General features: G+C 59.4%; 26 protein-coding genes and 1 riboswitch. Of the genes, 4 read left to right on the top strand and 22 right to left on the bottom strand.

Going from position 1 to position 24,836, the window contains the following annotated elements:
- Positions 1 to 111 precede the first annotated feature (111 nt).
- From MK208_RS08505 to MK208_RS08455, 11 genes are all read right to left on the bottom strand, one after another.
- A complete protein-coding gene (locus MK208_RS08505; protein WP_294115901.1) occupies positions 112 to 846 on the bottom strand; it encodes an ABC transporter permease in 735 nt (244 codons plus the stop codon).
- Positions 843 to 1,571, bottom strand: coding sequence for an ABC transporter ATP-binding protein (locus MK208_RS08500; protein WP_294115899.1), 729 nt, complete (start codon positions 1,569 to 1,571; stop codon positions 843 to 845). The genes MK208_RS08505 and MK208_RS08500 overlap by 4 nt, the downstream gene beginning before the upstream one ends.
- The gene (locus MK208_RS08495) at positions 1,568 to 2,212 is read right to left on the bottom strand and encodes a TenA family protein (protein WP_294116247.1); all 645 of its coding nucleotides are present in this window, start codon (positions 2,210 to 2,212) and stop codon (positions 1,568 to 1,570) included. The genes MK208_RS08500 and MK208_RS08495 overlap by 4 nt, the downstream gene beginning before the upstream one ends.
- 35 nt (positions 2,213 to 2,247) lie before the next feature.
- Positions 2,248 to 3,195, bottom strand: coding sequence for an ABC transporter substrate-binding protein (locus MK208_RS08490; RefSeq protein WP_294115898.1), 948 nt, complete (start codon positions 3,193 to 3,195; stop codon positions 2,248 to 2,250).
- 16 nt (positions 3,196 to 3,211) lie between these two features.
- Positions 3,212 to 4,177: a HesA/MoeB/ThiF family protein gene (locus MK208_RS08485; RefSeq protein WP_294115897.1), complete on the bottom strand. Its 966-nt coding sequence runs from the start codon at positions 4,175 to 4,177 to the stop codon at positions 3,212 to 3,214.
- Complete coding sequence (locus MK208_RS08480; protein WP_294115895.1) at positions 4,174 to 4,770, bottom strand: thiamine phosphate synthase; 597 nt, start codon at positions 4,768 to 4,770, stop codon at positions 4,174 to 4,176. The genes MK208_RS08485 and MK208_RS08480 overlap by 4 nt, the downstream gene beginning before the upstream one ends.
- Positions 4,767 to 5,540 (bottom strand): thiazole synthase, encoded by a 774-nt coding sequence (locus MK208_RS08475; RefSeq protein ID WP_294115893.1) that lies wholly within the window; start codon positions 5,538 to 5,540, stop codon positions 4,767 to 4,769. The genes MK208_RS08480 and MK208_RS08475 overlap by 4 nt, the downstream gene beginning before the upstream one ends.
- Positions 5,541 to 5,543: 3 nt before the next feature.
- The gene (gene thiS, locus MK208_RS08470; RefSeq protein ID WP_294115891.1) at positions 5,544 to 5,738 is read right to left on the bottom strand and encodes a sulfur carrier protein ThiS; all 195 of its coding nucleotides are present in this window, start codon (positions 5,736 to 5,738) and stop codon (positions 5,544 to 5,546) included.
- Positions 5,722 to 6,699 (bottom strand): FAD-dependent oxidoreductase, encoded by a 978-nt coding sequence (locus MK208_RS08465; RefSeq protein ID WP_294115889.1) that lies wholly within the window; start codon positions 6,697 to 6,699, stop codon positions 5,722 to 5,724. Before MK208_RS08465 ends, thiS begins: the two co-directional genes overlap by 17 nt.
- Positions 6,696 to 7,499: a bifunctional hydroxymethylpyrimidine kinase/phosphomethylpyrimidine kinase gene (thiD, locus tag MK208_RS08460; RefSeq protein ID WP_294115887.1), complete on the bottom strand. Its 804-nt coding sequence runs from the start codon at positions 7,497 to 7,499 to the stop codon at positions 6,696 to 6,698. Before thiD ends, MK208_RS08465 begins: the two co-directional genes overlap by 4 nt.
- 48 nt (positions 7,500 to 7,547) lie before the next feature.
- Positions 7,548 to 7,655, bottom strand: a riboswitch (TPP riboswitch).
- A 107-nt stretch (positions 7,656 to 7,762) separates the two neighbouring features.
- Positions 7,763 to 8,233 carry a YHS domain-containing (seleno)protein gene (locus MK208_RS08455; protein ID WP_294115886.1) on the bottom strand — a complete coding sequence of 157 codons (471 nt, stop codon included), beginning with the start codon at positions 8,231 to 8,233 and terminating at the stop codon, positions 7,763 to 7,765.
- 172 nt (positions 8,234 to 8,405) lie between these two features.
- Here MK208_RS08455 and MK208_RS08450 point away from each other — a divergent pair, with 172 nt between their 5' ends.
- The 3 genes from MK208_RS08450 to MK208_RS08440 all read left to right on the top strand — a co-directional run bounded on the left by MK208_RS08450 (position 8,406) and on the right by MK208_RS08440 (position 10,438).
- Positions 8,406 to 8,915, top strand: a complete 510-nt coding sequence (locus MK208_RS08450) for a TetR/AcrR family transcriptional regulator (RefSeq protein ID WP_294115884.1) — start codon at positions 8,406 to 8,408, stop codon at positions 8,913 to 8,915.
- Positions 8,916 to 9,057: 142 nt separating this feature from the next.
- Positions 9,058 to 10,209, top strand: coding sequence for an NAD(P)/FAD-dependent oxidoreductase (locus tag MK208_RS08445; RefSeq protein ID WP_294115882.1), 1,152 nt, complete (start codon positions 9,058 to 9,060; stop codon positions 10,207 to 10,209).
- Complete coding sequence (locus MK208_RS08440; protein ID WP_294115880.1) at positions 10,202 to 10,438, top strand: hypothetical protein; 237 nt, start codon at positions 10,202 to 10,204, stop codon at positions 10,436 to 10,438. The genes MK208_RS08445 and MK208_RS08440 overlap by 8 nt, the downstream gene beginning before the upstream one ends.
- Before the next feature lie 249 nt (positions 10,439 to 10,687).
- On the opposite strand, the gene MK208_RS08435 is transcribed toward MK208_RS08440, so the two are convergent.
- From MK208_RS08435 to MK208_RS08400, 8 genes are all read right to left on the bottom strand, one after another.
- Complete coding sequence (locus MK208_RS08435) at positions 10,688 to 10,972, bottom strand: hypothetical protein (RefSeq protein WP_294115878.1); 285 nt, start codon at positions 10,970 to 10,972, stop codon at positions 10,688 to 10,690.
- A 153-nt stretch (positions 10,973 to 11,125) separates the two neighbouring features.
- Complete coding sequence (locus MK208_RS08430; RefSeq protein ID WP_294115877.1) at positions 11,126 to 12,424, bottom strand: pitrilysin family protein; 1,299 nt, start codon at positions 12,422 to 12,424, stop codon at positions 11,126 to 11,128.
- On the bottom strand, positions 12,421 to 13,758 hold the full coding sequence (locus tag MK208_RS08425; protein ID WP_294115873.1) for a pitrilysin family protein: 1,338 nt from the start codon (positions 13,756 to 13,758) through the stop codon (positions 12,421 to 12,423). The genes MK208_RS08430 and MK208_RS08425 overlap by 4 nt, the downstream gene beginning before the upstream one ends.
- A 110-nt stretch (positions 13,759 to 13,868) precedes the next feature.
- Entirely contained in the window at positions 13,869 to 14,387 is a 519-nt protein-coding gene (locus tag MK208_RS08420; RefSeq protein ID WP_294115870.1) for a DUF3035 domain-containing protein, read from the bottom strand.
- Between the two features lie 53 nt (positions 14,388 to 14,440).
- Positions 14,441 to 14,911, bottom strand: coding sequence for a signal peptidase II (gene lspA / locus MK208_RS08415; RefSeq protein WP_294115868.1), 471 nt, complete (start codon positions 14,909 to 14,911; stop codon positions 14,441 to 14,443).
- Positions 14,912 to 15,085: 174 nt separating this feature from the next.
- The gene (gene purH, locus MK208_RS08410) at positions 15,086 to 16,675 is read right to left on the bottom strand and encodes a bifunctional phosphoribosylaminoimidazolecarboxamide formyltransferase/IMP cyclohydrolase (protein ID WP_294115866.1); all 1,590 of its coding nucleotides are present in this window, start codon (positions 16,673 to 16,675) and stop codon (positions 15,086 to 15,088) included.
- A 19-nt stretch (positions 16,676 to 16,694) separates the two neighbouring features.
- Positions 16,695 to 18,437, bottom strand: coding sequence for a heparinase II/III family protein (locus tag MK208_RS08405; RefSeq protein WP_294115864.1), 1,743 nt, complete (start codon positions 18,435 to 18,437; stop codon positions 16,695 to 16,697).
- Between the two features lie 101 nt (positions 18,438 to 18,538).
- Positions 18,539 to 19,810: an RsmB/NOP family class I SAM-dependent RNA methyltransferase gene (locus MK208_RS08400; RefSeq protein WP_294115861.1), complete on the bottom strand. Its 1,272-nt coding sequence runs from the start codon at positions 19,808 to 19,810 to the stop codon at positions 18,539 to 18,541.
- Between the two features lie 75 nt (positions 19,811 to 19,885).
- On the opposite strand from MK208_RS08400, the gene MK208_RS08395 reads away from it, so the two are divergent.
- Positions 19,886 to 20,071, top strand: coding sequence for a DUF1674 domain-containing protein (locus tag MK208_RS08395; RefSeq protein ID WP_294115860.1), 186 nt, complete (start codon positions 19,886 to 19,888; stop codon positions 20,069 to 20,071).
- Positions 20,072 to 20,078: 7 nt separating this feature from the next.
- Here the strand turns inward: MK208_RS08395 and MK208_RS08390 are convergent, their stop codons facing one another.
- From MK208_RS08390 to MK208_RS08380, 3 genes are all read right to left on the bottom strand, one after another.
- The gene (locus MK208_RS08390; protein WP_294115858.1) at positions 20,079 to 21,389 is read right to left on the bottom strand and encodes a hypothetical protein; all 1,311 of its coding nucleotides are present in this window, start codon (positions 21,387 to 21,389) and stop codon (positions 20,079 to 20,081) included.
- Between the two features lie 321 nt (positions 21,390 to 21,710).
- Positions 21,711 to 23,783: an ABC transporter permease subunit gene (locus MK208_RS08385; RefSeq protein ID WP_294115853.1), complete on the bottom strand. Its 2,073-nt coding sequence runs from the start codon at positions 23,781 to 23,783 to the stop codon at positions 21,711 to 21,713.
- Positions 23,780 to 24,832: a glycine betaine/L-proline ABC transporter ATP-binding protein gene (locus tag MK208_RS08380; protein ID WP_294115851.1), complete on the bottom strand. Its 1,053-nt coding sequence runs from the start codon at positions 24,830 to 24,832 to the stop codon at positions 23,780 to 23,782. The genes MK208_RS08385 and MK208_RS08380 overlap by 4 nt, the downstream gene beginning before the upstream one ends.
- Positions 24,833 to 24,836: the final 4 nt, after the last annotated feature.

Below are 24,836 nucleotides of genomic sequence, written 5' to 3'. Positions count from 1 at the left end.
TCTTAAGACACAGGCTCTCCGACGCTATTCAGTCGAGATTATCTGATTTTGTTGTAATTTGATTGGAAAACCGCCCAAACCGCTTTGGGGTTGGGTACCCCCACCGGCAGATCAGGTCTCCCGATCACCTAATACCCGGGTCAATTTAGCTACCAGCAAATAGAACACAACCGACATGACGCCGAGGGTCAGCAAGGCCGCAAACATTAAATCCGTTTTGGCCCGACCGTTGGACATTATCATTAACGCACCAAGGCCTTTTGAGGCCCCAACCCATTCGCCAATCACGGCCCCAATCGTGGCATAGACCGCAGCCAATCGTACACCTGCACCAAGGCTCGGGAGCGCGGCTGGCACACGGATTTGCCACAGGATCCGCATCGGCTTGGCCTGCATGGTTTTTGCCAAATCCAAATAGCCCGGTGGCGTCCGAATCAAGCCGTCAAAAAAAGCCGAAGTCACCGGGAAGTAGATAATCAGCACGGCCATAGCGACTTTTGACCAGAGGCCAAAACCCAGCCACAAAGTCAGAATTGGGGCCAGAGCGAACACCGGCAAAGACTGGGTGAACACCAAGATCGGTTGCACCAAGGTACGCATCGTTTTGGAAGTTGCCAGTTGCAGCGCGGTCACAATGCCCAGCGCCGTTCCAATGATCATGCCTAGCACGATTTCCTGGAGTGTGATCACCGCGTTTTCAGCAATCAGCACTCGGTGTTGCCACCAGGCCTCCGCCACCACCGATGGGCCAGGCAAAAGAAAGGGTTGCACACCTGTAGATGTGACAATCAATTGCCAGACCAACAGCGCAAAAATGGTGGAGGCAATAGGAGGCCACATCTTCATGCCGCTTGCCCCATCAGTCGTTTTAAGAGCTCGGACTGGCACATCAAAGTATCCAGCGCCTCCACGGCGCGTGGAACCTCTGCCGTCGGCGGGGTGACCGCTGTCAGGCCTGCGGGGGTCATCACATGGATCGCATGGCCCAACCGGGCCGCTTCACCGGGATCATGGGTCACCACCATCACTGTGCGGCCTGACAGCAGCTCAACCGCCAAATCCTGCATCGCCGCGCGCGTTTGAGCGTCCAACGCCGAAAACGGTTCGTCTAGCAGGATGATGGGTTTGTCTTCCATCAACGTGCGCGCCAGCGCCACCCGCTGGCGTTGCCCACCGGAAAGCTCGCCCGGCTTCTTGTGGCGATGCGCCAGCAATCCACAGCGCTGCAACAGCTGCTCCAACCGCGTTTCATCCCAGTCCTGCCCCCGCAGTCGCGCGCCCAGCGTGATGTTTTTCGCCACGCTGGCCCACGGCATCAGCAAGTCATCCTGCGCCATATAGGCGATGCGGTCGGCAACAAGCTCACCGTCTGTGGCCGTGATCTCTCCGTCAAAATCCGCGCCTGTGGACAAATCAGCCATCAGTCGCAAAACCGTGGTTTTCCCCACGCCAGACCCGCCCAAAAGGCAGGTCCAACGCCCGGCATCCAAGGACAACGTGAGCGGCGCAAACAGCTGCCGCCCCTCAATTGAGGCCTGTCCTTGTAAGGTGATGCCGGGTGCCAAAGTCATGGGGTCAGGCCCATCTGCCAGAAGTTCACTTCCAGCTCAGTGGCCATGCGGAACTTGTCACACAGCGCGGCAAAGCGCGGGCTGTTTTCAAAGTCCTTGCCCAAACGTCGCTCCAGCGCGCCATCAAGCAGTTGACCCACGGCAACACAGTCGCCCTGATAACCTTCGCCCGCATAGGTGTTGATCCAGTCGGCGTAGGTGTCGGAGGTTTTCTCAACGCCCAACCGCGCGCCAATCTCGCCATAGCCCATCACGCAAGGCGCCAAAGCGGCCAGCAGATCCAACAGATCGCCGGAATAGCCTGCCTCCAGCACATAGCGTGTGTAAGCGAGGTTTTCTGCGCGCTCAGGCGTGGCAAACAGCTCTTCCTGCGGTATGCCTGCGGCCTCGCAGATGCCCACGTGCAGCTGCATTTCTTCGGCCACCAGCGCATTCACAGTTGCGACCGCGCCCAGCATTTCCTCATGGGTTTCCGATTTCACCACCGCCAGCGCCCAGGCGCGGGAGAAGTGGATCAGGAACACATAATCCTGCCGCAGGTAATGCAGAAACGCCGCATTCGGCAGCGAACCATCGCGCAGCCCTTCAACAAAGGCATGGCGGGTATACTCCCCCCATGCCTCGCCTGCCGCCTCACGCATCAGCGCAAAGGCACGGCCATAGTTTTGAGCGCTCATTATTGGCCCATCGCCGGGGCGGTCACGTCAATGGTGATCGCCTCAACTGGGTTGATCGACGGGATCATGCCGCTGTCCTTGAGGAACTGCTCAAAGCGCACGTAACGACCGGCGTCATAGCCCGCTGGGCGCAAGGCAAAGCGTGGCAACGTGTCAGCCCATGCGCGCTCGTTCAGCTCGTCCTGAAGTTCGGTGGACGTGGCAGAGAAAATTTCCCAGCTTTTGACCGGATTGTTCACGATGTACTGCGTCGCTTTTTCGGTTGCCGCCATGAAACGCGCCACTTTGTCCGCATCCATGGTATCTGGGTTGGCCACATAGATCAGCTCGTCATAAGATGGCACGCCCTCTTCTTCGATGTAGAAGCAGGTGCCCGGACGGCCTTCGATGTCCATCTGGTTCAGCTCAAAATTCCGATACGCACCGATCACCGCGTCCACCTGACCAGACATCAGCGATGGGGACAGGGAGAAGTTCACGTTCACCAGCTCGATGTCATCGGTGGACACGCCATACTTGCCCAAAACCGCGCCCAGCACGGCTTCTTCCACGCCAGCCACGGAGAAGCCAACTTTCTTGCCTTTCAAATCCGCCGGAGTTTTGATCGGACCGTCTTCCAGAACCAACAGGCAGTTCAGCGGAGTTGCCACCAGCGTGCCAACACGCTTCAACGGCAGACCTTCGTGGATCTGCAGGTGCAGTTGCGGCTGGTAGGACACCGCCAAATCAGCTTGGCCCGCGGCCACAAGGCGCGGAGGCATAGACGGATCGGCCGGTGGCACAATCTCAACCTCAAGGCCAACTTCTTCGAAGTAGCCGTTTTCTGCGGCGACGATGATCGGGCCGTGGTCGGGGTTGATGAACCAATCCAGCAGAAGGGTCATTTTGTCTGCCGCCATGGCGGGGGTTGCGGCCATCAGGGCCACAGCTGCGAGTAGGTGCTTCATCACGTTTCCTCTCGTTCTAAGAAGCAGATGCCGCGACAAGAACAATCTCGCCGGGCCAAATCTCTTGGGTGAATTCCGCCGCACGCCAGGACCGCAGCCCCGTTGCACAGCACAAAGCCAGCCGCCCCTCGGCGATTGGCAGGTTCTCTTTCAACTGATCCGGCAAAAGGCGGATCGCGTCCGGATGTGCCGGCTCTGGCGCTTCCTCAGGCCCGCGCAGCTCGACAATTGTGTCAGCCTCGCTGAGCATCTCCGGCACCACAAACTCAAAGGCCACCTCCGGCTCCGGCGCGATATCAAACCGAAACGGCGCGCTGCGCATGGAACGCGCGTCAAACTGCACCATTTGCCCCAACGGGCTCGGTTGATGCCCCATCAAGACGGCCAGCGCCATCTGCGTCTGCATCGCGCCAATCAAGGCCACCACCGGCCCCATCACGCCTGCGGTTGCACAGCTTGCCCCGCTTTCCGGGGCCTCCGGGAACAACGCGCGCAATGACGGCGCGCCGCCGCAAACACCCGCCGCATAGCCCGACAGAGCCAACGCCGAGCCTGTGATCAGCGGGATGTTCTCTGCCAAACACAGATCGCTCAACGTGTAGCTCACCGCGTAGCTGTCGGCGCAATCCATCACCAAAGTGACACCGTTGAGCAGCGTTGGCGCATTGGCCGGGGTCATCTTGGCCACCTCAGCCTCAACAGTGATCTCGCCATTGATCGCCTGACAGCGTGCAGCGGCCACTTCCGCCTTAGGCTTCCCCTGATCGCCTTCGGTAAACATCGTCTGACGATGCAGGTTGGACAGTTCCACCGTGTCGCCATCAACAATCGTGATGCGCCCCACGCCAGCCCCTGCCAGCAAAGGCAGCGCACTTGCCGCCAGACCGCCCGCGCCAATGACCAACACATGGGCCGTGGTCAGCGCCACCTGCCCATCTGCACCCACCTCGGGCAATATCATTTGGCGCGCATAGCGGCTCACTTGCAGACCTCCAGCCACTGGCGCACGCGGCCTTCTGGATCGTGGTTCAGTGTGATGTCGGTGACCGCAGAGACTATATCCGCCCCGGCCTCAAACACACCCGGCGCGCGTTCCACTGACATGCCACCAATGCCCACCAACGGCACCGCGCCCACACGCGCTTTCCACTCGGTCACACGCGGCAGGCCCTGCTGATGCCATTTCATCTTTTTCAGGATGGTTGGGTAAACCGGCCCCAGCGCGACATAATCCGGCGCGAAGGCCAGCACGCGTTCCAACTCGTCATCATCGTGGGTCGACACGCCCATCTTGAGGCCCGCTGCGCGGATCGCTTTCAGATCGGCTTCGTCCAAATCTTCCTGACCGAGGTGAATCCAGTCGCAGCCCAGATCAATCGCCGCCTGCCAGTAATCATTGATCACCAGCACGCAGCCGTGTTCGCGACACAGCGCCTGACCTTCGACAATCTGCGCCCGCACATGGTCGTCACTGGCATCCTTGATGCGCAGTTGCACCAGTTTGATGCCAAGCGGCAGCATGCGCTTGAGCCAACTGACATCGTCAAAAATCGGATAAAACTTATGCAGGCTCATGACAGGAACGCCTTTCCAATAACAGGGGTGGAGGCTTCCGCCATATCGCGTGCCTCAATTGGATCGGCCTCAAAGCCCATCCGGCCTGCTTCCACGGCGGCCATCATCGCCTTGGCCATCGCCACCGGATCACCGGCGCGCGCCACAGCGGTGTTCAAAAGCACAGCGTCAAAACCAAGCTCCATCGCCGCCGCCGCATGGCTCGGCAAGCCAATGCCTGCGTCCACCACCAAAGGCACGTCGGGGAACTCCGCCCGCATCGCCCGCAGCGCATAGGTGTTGTTTAACCCACGACCGGATCCGATCGGCGCGCCCCAAGGCATCAACACCTCACAGCCTGCTTCTAGCAGGCGCTCGCCCACGATCAGGTCTTCGGTGGTGTAGGGAAACACCTCAAACCCGTCCTCGGACAGAATTCGTGCGGCTTCCACAAGTTGGAACACATCCGGCTGCAGGCTGTCGGTGTGGCCGATCAGCTCCAGCTTGATCCACTTGGTGTCAAACACCTCTCGCGCCATATGCGCCGTGGTCACCGCCTCTTTCACCGTGTGACAGCCCGCCGTGTTGGGCAGCACCAGCACGTCCAGATCCGCAATCATTTGCCAGAAGGTTTGCCCCGCGCCGCCAGCGCCTTCACGCCGTAACGACACCGTTGCAACGCCAGCTCCAGAGGCCCGAAACGCCTCTTCCAAAATCGCAGGGCTGGGATATTGCGCCGTGCCCAGCATCAGCGGGTTTGGCAGTTCTACACCGTAAAACGTCTTGCCCATCGCTCAGCCCCCCTGCATCGGTGCGACCACTTCGACGCGGTCGCCATCCGCCAATGTCTGCGCCGCGCGTAATCCGGCGGGCACAAACTCTTCGTTGAGTGATGTCGCCACGCGGCCGGAAAAGCCACACTCAGCCAAAAGCCCAGCCAAATCCGTGGCCGCCACGTCGCGGGCCTCTCCGTTAAGCACGATCTTCATCGACCATCTCCGAATGAATGTTGTGAAGCGCCAGATCGGCGACCCCTTTGGCCAGTGCAGGGGCCAGCAAGTAACCATGGCGGTACAAGCCGTTGGCGTAAATTGTCCGACCCAGCCGCCGGATGCGCGGCAGGTTGTCCGGGAACGCCGGGCGCAGATCGACGCCGATTTCCAGCACTTCTGCCTCGCCAAAAGCCGGGTTGAGCGCATAGGCCGCACTGAGCAGTTCCAGCATCGAGCGCGCGGTGATGCGGCTGCTGTCTTCGCTCTCAATTGAGGTCGCGCCCAGCATGTAGACGCCATCCCCACGCGGCACGATGTAGAGCGGGATGCGCGGATGCAGCAAACGCACAGGGCGGGTGATCTCCACATCCGGTGCACGGATGATCAACATCTCGCCCTTCACGCCGCGCAGGTCATAAAGGTATTCGCGCGCCGACAGGCCCCGACAGTCAATCGCGTTTTCAAGGTTGGTTGGCGCGATCTTCGCGTGCACCGTCGCGCCCTTGTCCGCCAAGCCGCGATACAGGTCTTGCAAGGCCCTACGCGGATCAAGGTGGGCTTCGTCTTCAAAGAACAGCCCCTGCCCAAAACCGTGCAAATCCGGCTCCAGCTCAGCAACTTTTCCACGCCCCACCTCAGTGAACCCTTCGGTGCGCCGAGCAAACCGGCGCATGTCTGGCAGGTCACGTTTGTTGGCGACCACCAGTGTGCCCGCCTTGGTTACTTTGGTATGCGCCGACCACCAGCCGATGGCCTCTTGCCCATGCCGCAGCACAGGCTCCTCGGCATTTTCATATTCACACCACGGCGCCAACATGCCACCCGCCCACCAGCTACAGCCGTGTGGGCCAGGTGGGCCAGCAGGGTCAAACACCTGCACCTCGGCGCCACGCTCCGCAAGCTCCGTGGCCACGGCCAGCCCGGCAACGCCAGCGCCTATGACGGAATAAAGCGTCACGCGCCCCAAACCCGGTGGAAATGGTGCAAGGGCCCGTGGCCATGCCCGACCTTCAAATCATCAGCCGCCGCAATCGCGCCTTGCAGGTACTCATGCGCCTCTTTCACCGCGATGGGCAGCGCCAGACCTTTGGCCAAACCCGCCGCAATCGATGAGGACAACGTACAACCGGTGCCATGGGTGTTTTTGGTCTGCTTGCGCGGCGCGGTCAGCTCCAGCTGCGTGCCCTCATAGGTCATCAGGTAATCGTGGCAGATGTCCCCATCCGCATGACCACCCTTCATCAGCACCGCCTGTGCGCCCACCGCACACAAGGCCTGCCCCTGCGCCACAACCTGCTCTTCGCTAGTGGCGAACTCTTCTTTCAGCAACGCCGCCGCCTCGGGCAGGTTGGGTGTAATCACCGTGGCCCGTGGCACCAGCACATCGCGCAAGGTCATCACTGCCTCCTCAGCCAACAGGCTGTCGCCGGATTTCGCCACCATCACCGTGTCGAGCACCACCGGACCGGTGAAGTCCTCAATTGCATCGGCCACCGTGTGGATGATCTCCGGCGTGGCCAGCATCCCAATCTTGATCGCGCCAACGTCCATGTCAGACAGCACCGCGTCGATCTGTGCGCGCACCACGTCCAGCGGGATCGGGTGCACCGCGGTCACGGCCTGTGTGTTCTGTGCGGTCACAGCGGTGATCACGCTGGTGCCAAAGGTGCCCAGTGCGCTAAACGCCTTCAAATCCGCCTGAATACCCGCGCCGCCCCCGCTGTCGGAGCCTGCAATTGTCAAAGCGATATGGGCCATACGTGACGCCTCCCAGTTCGAAACGGGATTCCGCGCAGGCAAAACGTCATCGTCTTTGACACCGTTCCCTCCGCCGGTATTGCCCGGATCAGGTTCGATGGGTTTACGCATTTGCGATTCTCAGCCCTGCCATGCAGAACACCCCAACGGTTATCTGCCTCTTAGACAAAGCCGCACCCGGCGTCAATCATTGCTCGGATCACAAAAAGCCCCCACCGATTGCGCGGTGAGGGCCAACGGCCAAGGGAGTGGTGGCTTACTGCTTATTGCAGGCTGGCCGGATCTTTGTCTGCGATTGTGGTCCAGTTGGTGTCGGCTTTTTCGATGAAACCCGGAATGTCCTCGGCCCAACGCGCCTGAACATCTTTGGACAGGTTCAGGAACAGTTCGCCGTCCACAATCTTCCAGTGCTCCGGGTCGCCATCAAACTTGAAGCCCATCGCTGCGCCAAAGGCGCAGTAACCGCCATACTGCGGCAGGTAGGCCTCTGGGTCCGCGTCAAACGCCGCTTTGTGCTCTTCGCTGGAGAACCAGTAGTTGGCATCGTTGTAGCTCGACGTGATGCGGTAGTCGCCTTTGGTCGGCGCGCCATCGGTGAAATACGCCACCGGGTCATAGCCCTGCATCGCAAGACCCGTGGAAGACGCGTTGAGTTCAACGCCAGCGGCAAAAGCGGAGGTGGCCACAGCCACGGACAGCGCGGCACCAGTGATCAGAGATTTAAAAACGTTCATTGGGGGAGGTCCCTTTGTTGAATGATCTGAGTTTGGAACCAATCAGTTCCTATTGACTATTTACAATTCGGAACCAAATGGTACAAATCAACTGACCGTGAGCATTGCGTGAGGTAGGAATCTAGTGGCCCGCCCCAGAGAATTTGACATCGACAAAGCGATAGACGGCGCCATGCAGATCTTCTGGCGCCAAGGCTATAAGGCCACCAACCTGCCCGATCTGCTCACCGCCATGGGGCTCACGCGGGGGAGTTTTTATAAGGCTTTTGCCGACAAGGAAGCGGTCTATTTCAAGACACTGGAGCGCTATGACAATCTGGTCGTCACCACCAATGTGGCCGCGCTAAAGGCCTGCGATGCCGCTGACGCCACCACCTGTTTGATGCCGATGTTTGCCCCCACGGACAAAGCCGGCATCGGCTGTTTTATCTGCAACGCCATGGTCGAGGTCGCGCCGGACAACCCCAAGGTTGCGCAAAAAACCCAGGAAATGGCGGACCGCCTGAAACAGGGGATTCTCGGCGTACTGGACGTGCGGGGCGTCGGCCTGTCCCCCACCCACCGCGCCGATCTGGCCGAGATGATCCTGCACCTCTACTTCGGCTTTCAAGCCATGGGCAAATCCGGCCGGGCGCAGGACGACTGGGAAGGCCGGATTAGGCGGTTGTTGGGGGAAAACTGAAGCGGCTTCAGTAAGAACTTCTCACCTTGGGAAATGACGTGATCTCTATGCTTTTAATCATGTTGATGCCGCATTCTTTCCAAGCAACATTGTGCAAGATGATCCCACCTGCCTCTTTGACTGAAAGAAAAGTGAGCCAAAAATGCACCGCAGAACTTTCACTCGTTTGTCCATTGCATCACTTTTATGCGCACCGCACTTGGCGCAGGCTCGAAAACCCCAAAGCGTCACCATTGTCGGCGCAGGCAGTGCCGGGCTAACCGCGGGATACCACTTGGCCAAAGCCGGAATTGAAGTTCAGATCCTGGAAGCGTCCAAAAATTGGGGAGGACGCGTCAAGCGGTTTAAGGGATTAGGAGATATGCCCCTCGATTTGGGCGCCGAGTGGATCCACGACGACCCAAATATCTTTGGTCGCATGATAGGACAGGGACCAACAGACTTGGGCATTCGGACAATCAACTACCGTCCTCAAACCTACAAATTCTGGCACAACAATCGGCTGAATAAGTTCAACGCGCTTCGCAATTTCTATCAAGAGGTCAAGTTTTTAGACACCACTTGGTACGGATTTTTCGAAAGGTTCATGTTGCCAACTGTTGCGCAAAATATCTCTTTCGGGGCGCAAGTGACGCATGTTGCCGAGCAGGGAAACCGCCTGTCTTTGAGGCTCAAGGACGGTCGCTCACTTGATACAGACAAGATCTTGGTCACTGTGCCTATCTCTGTCCTAAAACGCGGTCAAATCTCCTTCTCAAAGAACCTAACACCGCCGAATCTAACAGCTCTAAAGGACGTTGATTTTGGATCTGGCTTTAAGGCCTTCCTGCAGTTCTCTGAGCGTTTCTATCCAGACATGCTGTTTGAAGGTGCGCGCAGCAGCATCCTGGCCGACACATGGGCGGAAAAAATCTACTATGACGCAGTCTTTGGCAAACCAACGCGCCAAAACATCCTTGGACTGTTCTCGGTCTCGGAGAAACCGACACGCCGTTCGGCTCTTAACAACGCCGATTTGGTGAACGACATTCTCTCAGAGCTCAACGAAATGTTCGGAGGCGTTGCCAAAGCCAGTTTTTCCGGCGCCGCAGTCCAGAACTGGAATGCGGAACAGCACATTCAGGGCAGTTACTCCATGGAAAATAGAAGTCCCTACGACCTGAGCGAAATCCTCGCACCAGTTTCCGGAAAGGTCTTCTTTGCCGGGGAAGCATTGGGAGGCGATGCACAATCCACCGTGCACGGCGCGGCCTTTTCCGCAATTTCAGCGGTCGAAAAACTATTGAATGAATAAGCGCAACGGCTGCCTTCCTAAACAAAAAAACGTGGAAGGCACTCTCTTCCGAATGCCTTCAGCCGTCGCCCGAACCCTTCTCTCGCTGGCTGAGCTGAACAACGTTGCCTTCCGGGTCGATCACATCCTGCAAAACCGCCCCACGAAAACACCATCGCCCAGCCTCAGGCAACAAACCACCACCGTGCTCCTCAACGCTGGAACCGCACCGTCGAGTGATCCTACTTGAACAACGGGCTTGATGGCTGTCGCAGAGCGCGCAACCGGCGGTGTCTCGATGACGGTGGTGGAAGCGATATGATCCGGCGCCTGAACAAGCGCAAGAGTCGTATCTCCTTTGCCAATGACGACATATTCGCCCGGACTCTGCTCCACGACTTCGCCGCCCAACCCCGTGTAAAACCGGGTCAAGCCGTCCAGATTTATTGCATATAATACTGCACCTTGGAGCACATTTACGTCCTCTGGTTACGCGGCATCAATCCCATCTGGAATAGGTCACAATGACATGTGACATCATATCAGCACTCACAACGAAATAGCCGGAGTCTGTCTCAACATAGGCAACTCTCGAAGTGTCATTGCCCGCAACAATCTGTGTCTCACCAAAACTACGAAAGTTCGATTGCGCTCCAACCGCCGTGTTGTCAAAGGCATGTTTCACCACAGCCTCCACATGGGGCTGAGACCAATCGAAATCATCATTGAGCGGAAAGCCAGCATCATCTTCATGCAAGGTAATCGTGTGTGTATCAAATGCCATTTCAATCTCCCCTGGCATGTTCAAATTCTCATCCTTCAATAATCAGAAGGGTAATCCGCGATTTCAAACTTCGCCAATAGTTGTTTTGTCTATCCAACAAAAAACGCGGAAGGTTCCCCCCCCCGCGCCTCACAACTTAGTCAGTGACAGCCTTCAAAGCCCCTCAGGCTTGCCCACCACCACAAATTGCAGCTTCTCCGGCGTCAGAAGCTCTCCGGCCACGCGTTTCACATCTTCCACCGTGACCGCATCCACTTTGTCGTTGCGGGTGGTGATGTAGTCGATGGGCATGTTGTCCATCTGCATGGAGACCATGATCGTCGCAATCGCGCCGTTGCCGTCAAAGCGCAGCGGGTAAGCTCCGGTCAACAGCGCCTTGGCTTTCGCAACCTCATCTTCTGTCGGGCCTTCGGCGGCCATGAGCGCCCACTCATCCTGAATGACCTCAATCGCCTGCGCCACGCGGTCATTGGCGGAGGACACGCTGCCCATGTAGACGTTCGCCAGATCGCGCAGCACGATGTAGCTGTAGACGCCATAGGACAGCCCGCGCTTGACCCGGACTTCCTCCATCAGACGGCTTTCAAAGCCGCCGCCGCCCAAGATAGTGTTGAGCACATAGGCGGCAAAGAAATCCTCATCATCGCGGTCAATGCCGTTCTGGGCAAACATCGCCACCGACTGCGGCGTATCAAAATCCACCACATCGACGCCGCCCATGATGTCCACTTTCGCCGGGCCCGGCATCGGTGCGCCGGTCTCTGGCAGGTCGCCCAACAGTGCATCCAGCACCGGCCCCAGCTCTTCGGCGGTGATGTCGCCCACCACGCCAACAAACAGCCGGTCTTTTGCCATCGCACCTTTGTGCGCGGCAATCATGTCCTCGCGCGTCAGGTGGGTCACGCTTTCAATCGTGCCTTCGCCCGCGCTGCCATAGGGGTGATCGCCATAGATGATCTCCGCCATGCGTGCGCCGGCGATCTTGTCCGGGTCTTTCAAATCAGAGCGTAGGCCAGACAGCACCTGTTCACGCACCCGGTCCAGCGCATCCTGCGGGAAGCTCGGCGCCACCAAGGATTTGCGCAGCAAAGCCAGCGCATCATCGCGGTTCTCGGTCAGCACACGGGCGGAAATCGACACCGCATCGGCATGGCTGTCATAGCCAAACTGCGCCGCCAGCTCTTCGCTCGCCTTGGCAAAGGCCTGCGCGTCCATGTCGCCGGTGCCCTCTTCCAACAGGCCGACCATCAGGTTGGTTGCGCCGCGCGCACCCTCTGCGTCGAGCGAGGTGCCGCCTTTGAAACGAATTTCCAGCGCTACAAAGGGGATCGACGGTTCCTCGACCAGCCAGGCATTGATGCCGCCGGGGGAGGTGACTTCCTTGATGTTGATCTCTGCCCAGGCAGGCACGGCCACAAACAGCGTCACGCATGTGATGAAAGCACGGATCATTGCGCCGCCTCCTCTTCTGTCAACAGCCAGCCGGTCACCGACTTTTTCCGGTCAAAGATCATCTCTGCCGCCGCCATGATTTCTTCGGGCGTGATCGACTGCAAAATCTCCGGCCATGCCTGAATGTCTGCAATCGTCAGCCCCGAGGTCAGTCCGCGGCCATAGCGGTTGGCCACGCTGTCCACATTGTCGCGCTCATAAATCTGGCTGGCGCGCAGCTGCATCTTGATCCGCTCCAAATGCGCCTCATCCACACCGGTCTCCATGAACTCCGCCACAACCGCATCCATCGCATCTTCGGCCTCCTGCATCCCGATGCCCGGCGCGGGTACGGTCAACAGGTTAAACGTCGTCGCATCCAGAGAGGTGCCGCGATACCAAGCGGTGGCGTAGATCGAGTTCTTGTCCTCAAACTGCAGCTTCTGGCTCAGCACAGAGGTCTGCCCCCCACCCAAAAGCTCCGCCAGCAAGGTCAACGCCGCCGCGCCGCGCTGATCGCCGGGGTTGCGCTCTGGTGCGAGGTAAGAGCGCGTCACATACGGCTGCGCCACACGGGCATCGTAAAACTCCATCCGCCGCGCACTGGTTTGCGGTGGCTCACTCGGCCGGGCACGCTCTGGCAGGTCCGGGTTGGCCGGGATCACGCCGTAGTATTGCTCCGCCAGCGCCTTGACCTCTTCGGGTTCGACATCGCCAGCCACAATCAGGATCGCATTGTTGGGCGCGTAATATGTCCCGTAATAGTCCAGCGCGTCCTCAAGCCCCAGCGCCTCCATCTCATGCCGCCAGCCAATGATCGGGATGCCATAGCGGTGGTTCAGATACTGCGCCGCATTGAGTTGTTCGCGGAACAGCGCACCTGGGTTGTTCTCCACCCGCTGGTTGCGCTCCTCGATGATGACATCGCGCTCGGTCAGGATCTCTTCTTCGCCAAGCCGGATATTCACCATCCGGTCGCTCTCCATCGACATCATCAGCTCCAGCCGATCCGCCGCCACCCGTTGGTGATAGGCGGTCACGTCGTAGCTGGTAAACGCGTTGTCCCGCCCGCCGTTGGCCGCCACGGTTGCGGAGAACTCACCGGATTCGAGCTTGTCGGTGGCCTTAAACAGCAGATGCTCCAGAAAATGCGCTACGCCGGACACGCCGGGCTTCTCATCGGCTGATCCCGCCTTGTACCAGACCATATGCATCACCACCGGCGCACGGTGATCCTCGACCACCACCACCTGCATGCCGTTCTCCAGCATAAAATCGGTAACCTGATCTTCCGCTTGCGCGGGCAGCGCCATCGCCGCCCCCGTCGCCAGCGCACAGACAAAGCGTCGCAACATCCAATAACCTCCTCAAAACAGGCTTGTACAAATAGTTACGCCCCCGAGGGGGCGCTGCAAGGGATCAAACGAATTTGTGAGCCATATTAGGCACATTCGTGCCAGCGATCTTACTGCACCGGTGCCGCAGGGGTCCGCGCACCTGCACGTTTCCACTTCCACCACTCATCACGGTAGTCCAGCGCTTGGCGTTTGTAGACGTCCTCATAGAGGCCCTTCTTGCTGATCCGCAGCCAGGTGCCACGGCCCCGTTTGCGCCGGAACTCTTCATCTTCGGCCAATACGGTCGCGCGAATGTTCGCGTCACGCCCCAAACGGGACGAGTAGTTCACAAGGTTGCCGTCGCTGGCCGGAATGCCGGTGTTGTAAGGGCTGCGCGCCGCCGCAGAGCCGCCCAGCGCCGCCACCGCATCGCCCAGTGGGTCCTGATCGGTGCGGTTCACACCACCCGGCGTGGGCGTAGGCAAGGCCGCATAATCTTTCGGCTGGGTCAGTTCTTTGGCAGGCATGATGGTGAATTCATCCGGCCCATCGCCACTTGGTGCATTCGAGTGCAGCGTGTTCTTACCCGAACAGGCCGCCAAACCCACAGCAGCCACTCCCAAAATCAAAAGACGCAAAAGCTTCATTTGCCCCACTCCACGAAACTTGGGCACAGCTTTAGCGCATCCTGACAGGAAGGTCACGCCTCAGTTTTCTTGCCCCCAAACACCACCAGCCCGATGGCGCCTGCGAAGATCCAAACGTCGGCGAGGTTAAACGCATAAGGATTGTTGATGCCACAGCACGACATGTTGAGAAAATCAACCACAGCGCCAAAAAGCAGCCGGTCAATCACATTTCCGAGCGCGCCGCCAATCAGGAACCCCGCACTGATCATGCCCCATTTGCCCGGCGGATCTTTGCGCACCCAATGCAGCAAAAAGCCGCAAATCACAAAGGCCAGCGCAATCAGCACCCATTTGGCGGCCGCTGGGCTGTCAGAAAACAGGCCAAAATTGATGCCGCGATTCCATGCCATATGAAACTGCAAAAACGGCGGCAGCACCTCGATATGCATCACCTCGCGCAGGTTCAGCCAGTTGAGCACAAGAAACTTGCTCGCCTGATCGGTGATGAAGGCCCAAAAGCCTGCCCAAAACACAAGACGCATCACGTCGCGTCTCCTTCTCTGCCTGTCTGCCTCGTGCGCCGTTCCGTGTTGTCTCCAGAATCTTGCGCCTTGATTGTTAGCGCCCATGCTACGCCACTTTTGGGCGGCGCAACAAGGGTGAGACCCGCAATCAGAGCATTTCCAACCGCGAGCCGTTTGCATTTCACGTCACTTTTAGTGACGGAAGTGACGCATTCCGGTGAAGACCATCGCCAGACCGGCCTCATCCGCCGCCTTGATGACTTCCTCATCGCGCATGGAGCCACCCGGCTGAATCACACAGGTGCCACCCGCCGCAGCCGCTTCCAACAGACCGTCGGCAAACGGGAAGAACGCATCAGAGGCCACCGCAGAGCCTTTGGCTGGGCTCTCGTCCATACCCAGTTCATCCGCCATGCGCTGCGCTTTGGACGCGGCCACGTTGGCGCTGTCCAAACGGCTCATCTGACCTGCGCCAACACCCACGGTAGCGCCGCCTTTGACGTAAACAATCGCGTTGGACTTCACGTGCTTCGCCACCTTCCAAGCAAAGAACAGATCGTCGAGCTGTTCGTCGGTTGGCGCGACTTTGGTCACCACCTTCAGATCGTCTTTGCTGACGTAGCCCACGTCTTTGTCCTGCACCAGAACACCACCGGCAACTTGCTTATAGGCGGTGATCGGCGCGCGCGGATCCGGCAGACCATCGGTCAGCAGCAGACGCAGGTTTTTCTTCGCCGCGAAGATTTCTTTGGCTTCCTCAGACGCGCCCGGTGCAATCACCACCTCGGTGAAAATTTCAACGATCTTGCTTGCGGTCTCTGCATCCAGCGGCTGGTTCAGCGCCACAATGCCGCCAAACGCGGATGTGCGGTCACAGTCAAAGGCCTTCTGGTAAGCCTCAACCAAAGTTGCGCCCACGGCCACACCACAGGGGTTGGCGTGTTTGATGATCGCCACAGCAGGGCTCACCGCCGGATCAAACTCGGAGACCAGCTCAAACGCCGCGTCGGTGTCATTGATGTTGTTGTAAGACAGCTCTTTGCCCTGCAACTGGGTCGCAGTCGCCACGCCGGGACGACCGGAGCCATCGGTGTAAAACGCCGCTTTCTGGTGGCTGTTTTCGCCATAGCGCAGGGTCTGTTTCACTTCGCCAGCAAAGGCACGGCGGCGCGGCGCTTCCAGCGCCAGCTGCTCGGCCATCCAGGTGGACACAGCCGCGTCATAGGCTGCGGTGCGCGCATATGCGATCTGCGCCTGCTTCTGGCGGAACGCATACGACGTCTGACCATCGTTGGCGTCCAGTTCGGCCAGAAGCGGCGCGTAGTCTTCCACGTCCACAATCACATTTACAAAGCCGTGGTTCTTGGACGCGGCACGGATCATCGCCGGGCCACCAATGTCGATGTTCTCAATGCAAGTGTCATAGTCCGCACCCGCTGCCACAGTGGCCTCAAACGGGTAGAGGTTCACCACCAACAGGTCGATACCGCCAATGCCGTGTTCGTCCATCGCCGCAACGTGATCGTCATTGTCACGCAGCGCCAGCAGGCCGCCGTGCACCTTCGGATGCAGCGTCTTCACGCGGCCGTCCATCATCTCCGGGAAGCCGGTGACCTCGGATACGTCTTTCACATCCAGCCCCGCATCGCGCATCGCTTTGGCGGACCCGCCGGTGGAGAGCAGCTCCACGCCGCGGTCTGAAAGGGCTTTGGCGAGGTCGATCAAGCCGGTCTTGTCAGACACGGAAATCAGGGCGCGGCGAATAGGCTGGAGGTCGCTCATCGGGATAGGGTCCTTGGGCTCAGGTGTTCAAATCCATTTCGTCCCGGTTCAGGTCCCTGATTGCCACATTGGTCTCATGCGCTTTGCTCAGCGACCACCGGATGCGGGTCGCATACTCCATTGCCACGCCAGATAGAACGATTTGTTTGGTCGCACGCGGCTTTAATCGCCCTTTTTCGAGGAAAACACTGGCATCGAGCCGCATTTTCGCGATCGCATCATGCCGGAACACCCAAAGTTCGCCGCTTTTGAGCGCAATCGACACCGCCGCACCGCCCATATCAAGCGAGGCATCCACCTCCGGATGCAAGTGAAACGCGATTTCGAAGGGGATTCCTTGCAATGCGCCTTCGTCCATCGCCATGTCAAACCGCCGCTTGGCCGAATCTTCCATCGCGATGATCAGGTCTTCGCCCGCCATGCCGCGCCCATCAAAGGTCAGCTCCAACGTCCGCGCATGGGTCAAACCATGAGATGCAATATAGCCGTCATGCCCGCCCTCAAACCGCAACCCATCCGGCGCCTGGCTCATCTGAATCGGCACATCTTTGGGCGCATCCACCAGTTGCTCTTCACGCCAGCCGCGGCCCTCTTGGCCCAACCGCGCGCTCGACAGCTCATCAATGGTCACAGTGGAATGGGACGGTGTGGCCCGTCCAAACCGACGCCAGTCTTCACCAAAACTCGCGCCGGAACCGCAATTCACCACCAAAGGCCGCCGCCCGCTGGTCAGTTCAAACGCCAGCGTAGAGGCATGGGCATTAAGCGAACTTGGTCCAGTTGGGGGCGGGCTGGCGTCAATCACCACGCTGGTGCGCCCCGCTGACAGCCGCGCGTAGCCCATCGCCAGACCATCCGCCTGCCGCGTCTTGTTGCCACTTTCCGCCAGCGCCGAGTCCAGCCGCCCTTCCATGCCGCGCCCGCCGCCGTGGAACCGCGCCAAGCCCCCGTCGGAATGGCGCAGCGTGCGCAGGGTCGGCGCAATGCGCTCAATCGCCTGCATATGCATCGCCGACGGCTTGCGCCCCGCTTCCTTGAGCGCCGTCGCGGCCCAGGTCAGCAATGTGAACACCTCGAGCAGCTCTTCGGGATTGCGGGTTGGAATGCCGCCTTCCTCATCCACCTGCCGCTCGCATTCCTTGTCCAAGGCCTTCAGCGCCGGCTCCACATGTTGCGCCATACCTTCCAGCGCCAACCCGGCATAGATCAGCCCGGTGAGCGCCTCAAACCGCGGCAAGCCCGGCACGGTTTTATGCCAGCGCTTGGATAGGAAAATCGTCTGCTGCGCCAGCGAGCGATAGAAATCCTCAGACTGCGCCGAATCCCGCGCCCTGAGCAGAAAAATCGCATGGCTGATCCAGCGGATCAGCCGCCGTCCCGCCAAATCCGGTATCCACCCTGGCCCCGAACCACGCCCATAGCGGTCAATCCAGCGCCAAACCCATTCCTGCGCCCGTTCCCGCGCGGGGGCGTCACCCACCGCCGCCAAATCATCCAGCCAGGCAAAGCCATGCTGTTCTTCGGCAAAGACATCATCGGGCACGTTGATGTCCCACATCGACGTTTTCGGCGCGCTGATCAAATGGCCCGCAAACAGGAAATTTCCGGCAACCAACTGCTTACCCCGGGCAAACAACCCAATAGTGCGTGGTTCCGGCATGCTGGTGAACCCCGTCGCGGGCCGCGCACGGGTGCTGATCCGGGCCGCCACACGGTGGTTAAACCGTGTCCAGCGCGCCGATATGCTTTCTGGTTTGGACATCCACTCTGCCTCTACGCTCTCTGGCGTTTGGCGCGAGTGTAGCGAGGTGTTAGCGCTGAGTCACCGATTGAATCGGCTTAAGCCAATTCACCGGCAAAAGCTCACTGACCTTTGCGCAGCAAAGCCACGTAAAACCCGTCCATGCCACCTTTGTCCGCCCAATAATCCGGCCGCAACCGCAAGCCGCCTTCTTCCGTGACCCAAGCCGGATCGACCCCGTCAACCAGCACAGCCTCACGATCCACGGTCACATCCACCCAGCGCTCCACCGCTTCTTCCACCTGCACTTCGCCTTCATCCGGCAACAGCGAGCAGGTGCAGAACACCAACCGCCCACCCGGTTTCAGCAGGCCAAGCGCATGATCCAGAAACACTTCCTGCATGCCAATCAGATCACCAAACTCGCTGCCATCTTTGGCAAAGGGCAAATCCGGGTGGCGGCGAATGGTGCCGGTGGCTGAGCACGGCGCGTCCAGCAGGATCGCGTCATACTGGCCCTCTTGGGCCATCACATCGCCCACCACCACATTGGCCTTGAGCTGCACCCGCTTCATGTTTTCCTGCAGCCGCTCCATCCGCGCCGGATTGTCATCCACCGCCGTCACTTTGGCCCCGGCCGCCGCCACCTGCATGGTCTTGCCGCCAGGCGCTGCGCAGAGGTCCAACACCTTCTCGCCCGGCTGCACATTCAAAACCCGCGCCGGAATCGCCGCCGCCGCGTCCTGTACCCACCACGCGCCTTGTTTGAATCCTTCCAGCGCCGTGACCTGCCCAGCGTCCTGCAAACGCACCGATCCAGTGGGCAGCAGCTCACCGCCCACAGCCTCGGCCACTGCCGCCGCATCGCCCTTGGCTGTCAAATCCAGTGGCGCCCCGGCAAAATGCGCCGCCTCAATGCTGAGCATCGCCTCATTGCCATAAGCCTGCGCCAACGGTTTGCGCAGCCACTTGGGCAAGCGCGGCACCCGCAACTTCTCCCACTCGTCCACACCTTTGTCTGCCACCTTGCGCAGCACCGCGTTGGTCAGTCCCTTCATGCCCGCGGTGCGCTTGCCTTTGGCAACAATCTCCACCGCGTCATTGATCACGCCATGCGCAGCCCCACCCTGACACAGTTCCACCGTCGCCATACGCAGCACATTCCGCACCGTGATCGCCGGTGTCTTTTTCAGATGTTTCTGCAAAATCCGGTCGGCCCGCTCCAGATTGCGCAGGGTCTCTGTCGCCAGCCGCTGCGCCCGCGCGCGGTCTTCCGGCGCCAGCTTCTGCAATGCCCCGCCACCGATCACCTCCGACAACAGCCGCCCCTTGTCCATGACCTGATCAAGCAGATGCACGGCACTGCGACGGGCTTGGTAACCGGATTTGGACATACAGATATTCCTTGCGGGGTTGAGAACAGCGGACGGGCGCGTATATCAAGGCATAAGCCTGAAAGGAACCCTCTCATGACGGACACACTCGAGATCCGCGACGACCTGCCCGAAGCCGCCAAACGTGCCTTGGCCGAGGCCGAGGAGCGCCGCAAGAAGGCCAAAGCGCTGGAGTTGCCCACCGAGCTTGGTGGCCGCGACGGTCCAGAGCCAGTGCGCTACGGTGACTGGGAGAAAAAAGGCCTCGCCATCGATTTCTAATCCGGGTTTAGTCGGCGAACTTCATGCCAGCCGCCCGGAGATGGGCCTTTTGTTTCTCCCAATCTAAGGGATCCATGAAGAACATGTTCGCCACCACGTCGGTGCGCAAGCTGGGCCATTCGTCTTCAATACGCTTGACCATCTCTTCCGCCTGTTCCTGTTGCCCCACGGCCTGATAGGCGCTTGCCAAATACAGCAGGCTGGCAAAGTTATGCTCCAGCCCTGCCTGCAAGGTGCCTTCCACCACCTCAATCGTGGTTTCGTAGGCGCCCAAGTGATAGTTCGCAAAACCATACACCCGTTCCCGCACCAACCTGATCGGGTCTGACGCGGCAACATTCTCGGGCGCGTTGACCACCACCACATCCTCAAACCGCCCCGAGAAATGCGCAATCAACGCATAAGTATGGGCAACATAGCCATCGTCCTGCCCAGCTTCAAAAGCCGCTTTTGCTCGTTCGTCCGCCAATTCAAAGTCATCGGACGCCATGGCAACCTGCGCCGAAGTCGCCATCACCCAACTGTCCTCGGGCGCCAGAACACTGGCCTGCTCAAGCAGCAAAGTGGCTTCTTGCAAATAGCGACGCGACAGACCACCCCCACGGGTCAAATCCGCCATCATCGCCATCGACATCGCCGCCGTGGCATAGCCACGGGCAAATTCAGGATCGCGCTCAATCGCGGTTTTGGACAGCACGATGGCCAGCTTGTGCCGCTCAAAATCCAGACTTGGATACATATAGCTGCGCGCGGCTTCGACCAGTTCCGCAGCCGACATGCCTTCCACATCCACCGGCAAGGCAACGTCCGCTGTCACAAGATCAGATATGTCTTTTGGCCAATCTTCCTGCGGTCCTTCCACCACGCCCGTCGGGGTCAATTCCATCACCACCCAACCAATGGCTGAGGCAATCAACGCCCCGATCAGGACCAACATGCGCATGGGGGTCTTGGGGCCGGTTGTGTCGCGGGGTTTCGGCTTTGCTTCCCACATCTCAAACCGCAAACCACAACTGCGCGGATCGACAAAGATCCGGATCGGATCATCCGCACCGTCACCATCATAGTACTCGGCTAGCTTCTCAGACAGACGCGCCATTGCCCACGTCAGCTTCTGGGCGGCTTCCTCTTCGGACCGATCCGCATAGAACTTTGCAATCACCGCTGCGCGGCTGCCCTGCTTGGCCCGCCCGGCTAAATCCTCATCCACCAGGAACCGAAGCAGCATTTCCTGCTGTTTGGCCAGTTGAAATATCTGGCTGCCGCAAACACGCCCGGTGGCAACCCGGATCACATCCGGGGCTATTCTGTAGGTCATACCACTGGACTCGTTAGGACTTGGCATTGATGCACAATCCCCCCGAAATCTTAAAAATCCACTCAACCGCCCGTTCTGGACAGTGATCCACCAAGATCAAGTGTGTCCTGCCCGGCACAGCATTGCAAATCCGGCAACTGTTGCGCCCATTGCCCTGAGGACGCACGCCACGTTTAAATCCACTCAATCGCAACAGCGCACGCCTTGTTTACAACGGCCTTTGCGCAAAATCGCACCGACGCGATACCGACGCAAAACAGCCGCGATACCGAAGGGTAAAAAGTGAAACGAGTCGGAATGTTACCCCCGATTCGCCCCTGTTTACAGCCCAAGCGCCTGACGCCGTTCCTCGGCAAAGCCCTGCACCAGGCGATCCGCCACCAGCGCCAAGATCGCCATCGCGGCCCCGGCCGTGATGCCAAGGCCGACATCCGCCTGCCCCAACGCCAGATAGATTGACTGTCCCAGCCCCGTGGTGCCGATCAGCGCCGCAATCACCAACATGGCAAAGGCATAGAGAACGGTTTGGTTCAAACCGAGCAGGATGGTCGGTGCCGCAAAGGGCGCGCGCACCTCAAACATGGTCTGCCATTTGCCTGCCCCGCTGGCCGTGGCCGCCTCCAGGATCTCGTCTGGTGTGCTGGTCAAACCGTGCCGCGTGTAGCGGATCATCGGCACCACGGCGTACATGCAAATGGCGAGAAACGCTGAGAATTCCCCGATTTGGAAGAACATCAGCACCGGGATCAGGAAGACAAACAACGGGATGGTTTGCAGCAGGTCACAGATCGGTCGGATGATGGCCCAGGCTGTGCTGCTCATGGCGCTCCACAGCCCCAAGGCGCCTCCGACGATAGCGCAGGCAAACACGGCTGCCCCAGACAGGTACAGGGACAACAGCGCCCGCTCCCATAGGCCGGAAATCAGCACCAGGCCCAGAAGGATCACCGCCAGCCGCGCCAACTTCCACCCGCCAGCAACCCAGCCAATTGCGCCTGCGCCAAAGATCACCACCGGCCACGCCAGATGCGCAATGCCGATCTCGGCCACGTAAGCCAGGATCATCACCACCAGCCCCGCGGTCACACGACCTTTCAGCATCAAAATCAATGAGATAACCGCCGCTACGCCGTAAAGCATAGCCGTGTGTTTCGCAGTCCACATAAAGCCCCAAGTGAAGGGCAACACCGCCTCCGCAAGACCAATCCGCAGCGGTAAAAGCCCGTAGAACATCGAGGTGTTCTTGACCGTATCCAACGTCGCCCCGTGGTTTCCTGTGAAGGTGCCGACACCTGTATCCACCCAAGCCGCAACGCCATCCAACGCCGCAAATCCGCTTGGGGACCAGCCCGCAAACACGGACCACAGCGTCACCAAAAGCCCGGCGCCAAGAATGCCAAAAGCCACTTTGCGGTCCTGCTGCGGACGCGGCTCCGCCAAGGCGGCGGACATACGGTCAATGATGATGGCAAAGACAACAATCACAGAGCCCGCCAAAAAGGCCTGCCCAAACAACGCCTTGCGCATGGTCAACAGCACTTCCCAACCGATGTCCTGAAAGCCACCGATCACCGCCGCGATGATCACCATCGACAGCGCCGCCATCAGACATTGGTTCACGCCAATCATGATCTGCTGCGTCGCTGCCGGCAGTTCCACAAGGAACAACTGCTGCCGCCGTGTGCCACCAGACATCACAGCCGCTTCGCGGATTTCCGTATCCACCCGTTCCAGCCCCAACAACACATTGCGCGCCATCGGCGGCGCCGCATAGATCGCCGAAGCGATCAGCCCCACCACAGGCCCAAAGCCAAAAAGCACAAGCAGGGGCGTGAGATAGGCAAAAGTCGGAACCGTCTGCATCACGTCCAAGAGCGCGTTCACCGCGCCCTTCACACGCGGAAACTCAAACGCCGCAATGCCAATTGCCGTGCCAAGCAAAAGTGCCAAAGGCACCGAGACCGCCACCAGCGCGAGCGTGTTCATACCCTCGGTCCAGTAGCCTGAGAACACCACAAACATCAGTCCAAAGAAGCCCAGCGCCGCCATGCGCAATCCGCCAATGGTCCAGCCGAGCGCGGTCACCAGCGCCACGGTCATGGGCCAGGGCAAGGCGTTCAGAAGCCAACCAACCCCTTCCATGGGATAGCTCACCAAAAAGGTGAAAGTCCGGGCTATTGGCTTGAAAACATCCAGAAAACCGCCCACCAGCCAGGTCATCCAGTCGGTCATCGGCACGGTCAAGGCTGCCGGCCATTTCATCAGCCATTCAAACTGCGCCCCAAGGAGGCGGCAGACCAAAGCAATCGCCAGCACAAACAACGCCGCCTGACTGCCGCGTGCCAGCGCCAGCTTGCGTCCTGCGTTTGCTGGCACGGCCTCCGCCGCGCTCATGTCTCTTCCGCCTGCAAGGCATTGGCCAACTCATGCGGATGCACGGCACCAATCACTTTGCCAGCCGCATCTCGCACCGGCACTGGCTCATAGAGCTCCATGCATTTGGTCAGGGCCGTATCCAGCGTCATGCCCACTTTGATGCCAGGATCGTCCGGCATGTTGTCTGGAATACCGTCCATCAGAATGGATTCAACGCAGGCATGCCGCCCCTTTGGCACATCCTTGGAAAACTCGGCGACATAGTCATCCACTGGATGCAGCACGATCTCTTCCGGCGTGCCGATCTGCACAATTTCACCATCGCGCATGATGGCAATCCGATCAGCCAGTTTTAGAGCCTCTTGGATGTCGTGCGTGATGAAAACAATGGATTTTTTCAGGGTCGCTTGAATGTTGAGGAACTCGTCCTGCAATTGGCGACGGATCAGCGGATCCAACGCAGAGAATGGCTCGTCGAGGAACCAGATGTCTGGGTTCACTGCCAGTGAGCGGGCAATGCCGACCCGCTGCCGCTGACCACCTGACAGGTTACGCGGGTAGGTGTCCTCGCGGCCTTTCAGGCCCACAAGTTCCAATACCTCCAAAGCCCGCGCCCGGCGCTCTGCCTTGCCCGCGCCCTGCATTTTTAGCGGGAAGGCCACGTTGTCGGCCACCGTCATATGCGGGAACAATCCGAAATGCTGGAACACCATGCCCAGCTTGTGACGGCGCAGATCAATCAGGCGCTTGTCACTGGCCTGGAGAATGTCCTCACCATCAATGCGCACCGACCCGGCTGTCGGCTCAATCAGCCGCGAGATGCAGCGGATCAGAGTCGATTTGCCAGAACCCGAAAGCCCCATAATCACAAAGAGTTCGCCGGATTTAACCTCAAAATTCGCCGCACGCACGGCGGGAATGAGGGTCTTGTCCTTGAGCTCTTTGGCAATGGCTTTGTCATCACCAGCCCCGCGCGCATCGCGCAGAGCCGGGGCGGCGTTTTCGCCGAAGACCTGCCAGAGGTCTTCGACGGCAATCGCCGGAGCGGTGCTGTTCTTGTCAGTCATGAAG

This window comes from Shimia sp. (assembly GCF_022448905.1).
Lineage (GTDB): Bacteria > Pseudomonadota > Alphaproteobacteria > Rhodobacterales > Rhodobacteraceae > Shimia.
The sequence above is the reverse complement of the archived record's forward strand: the minus strand, read 5'-3'. Positions and strand labels throughout refer to the sequence as shown.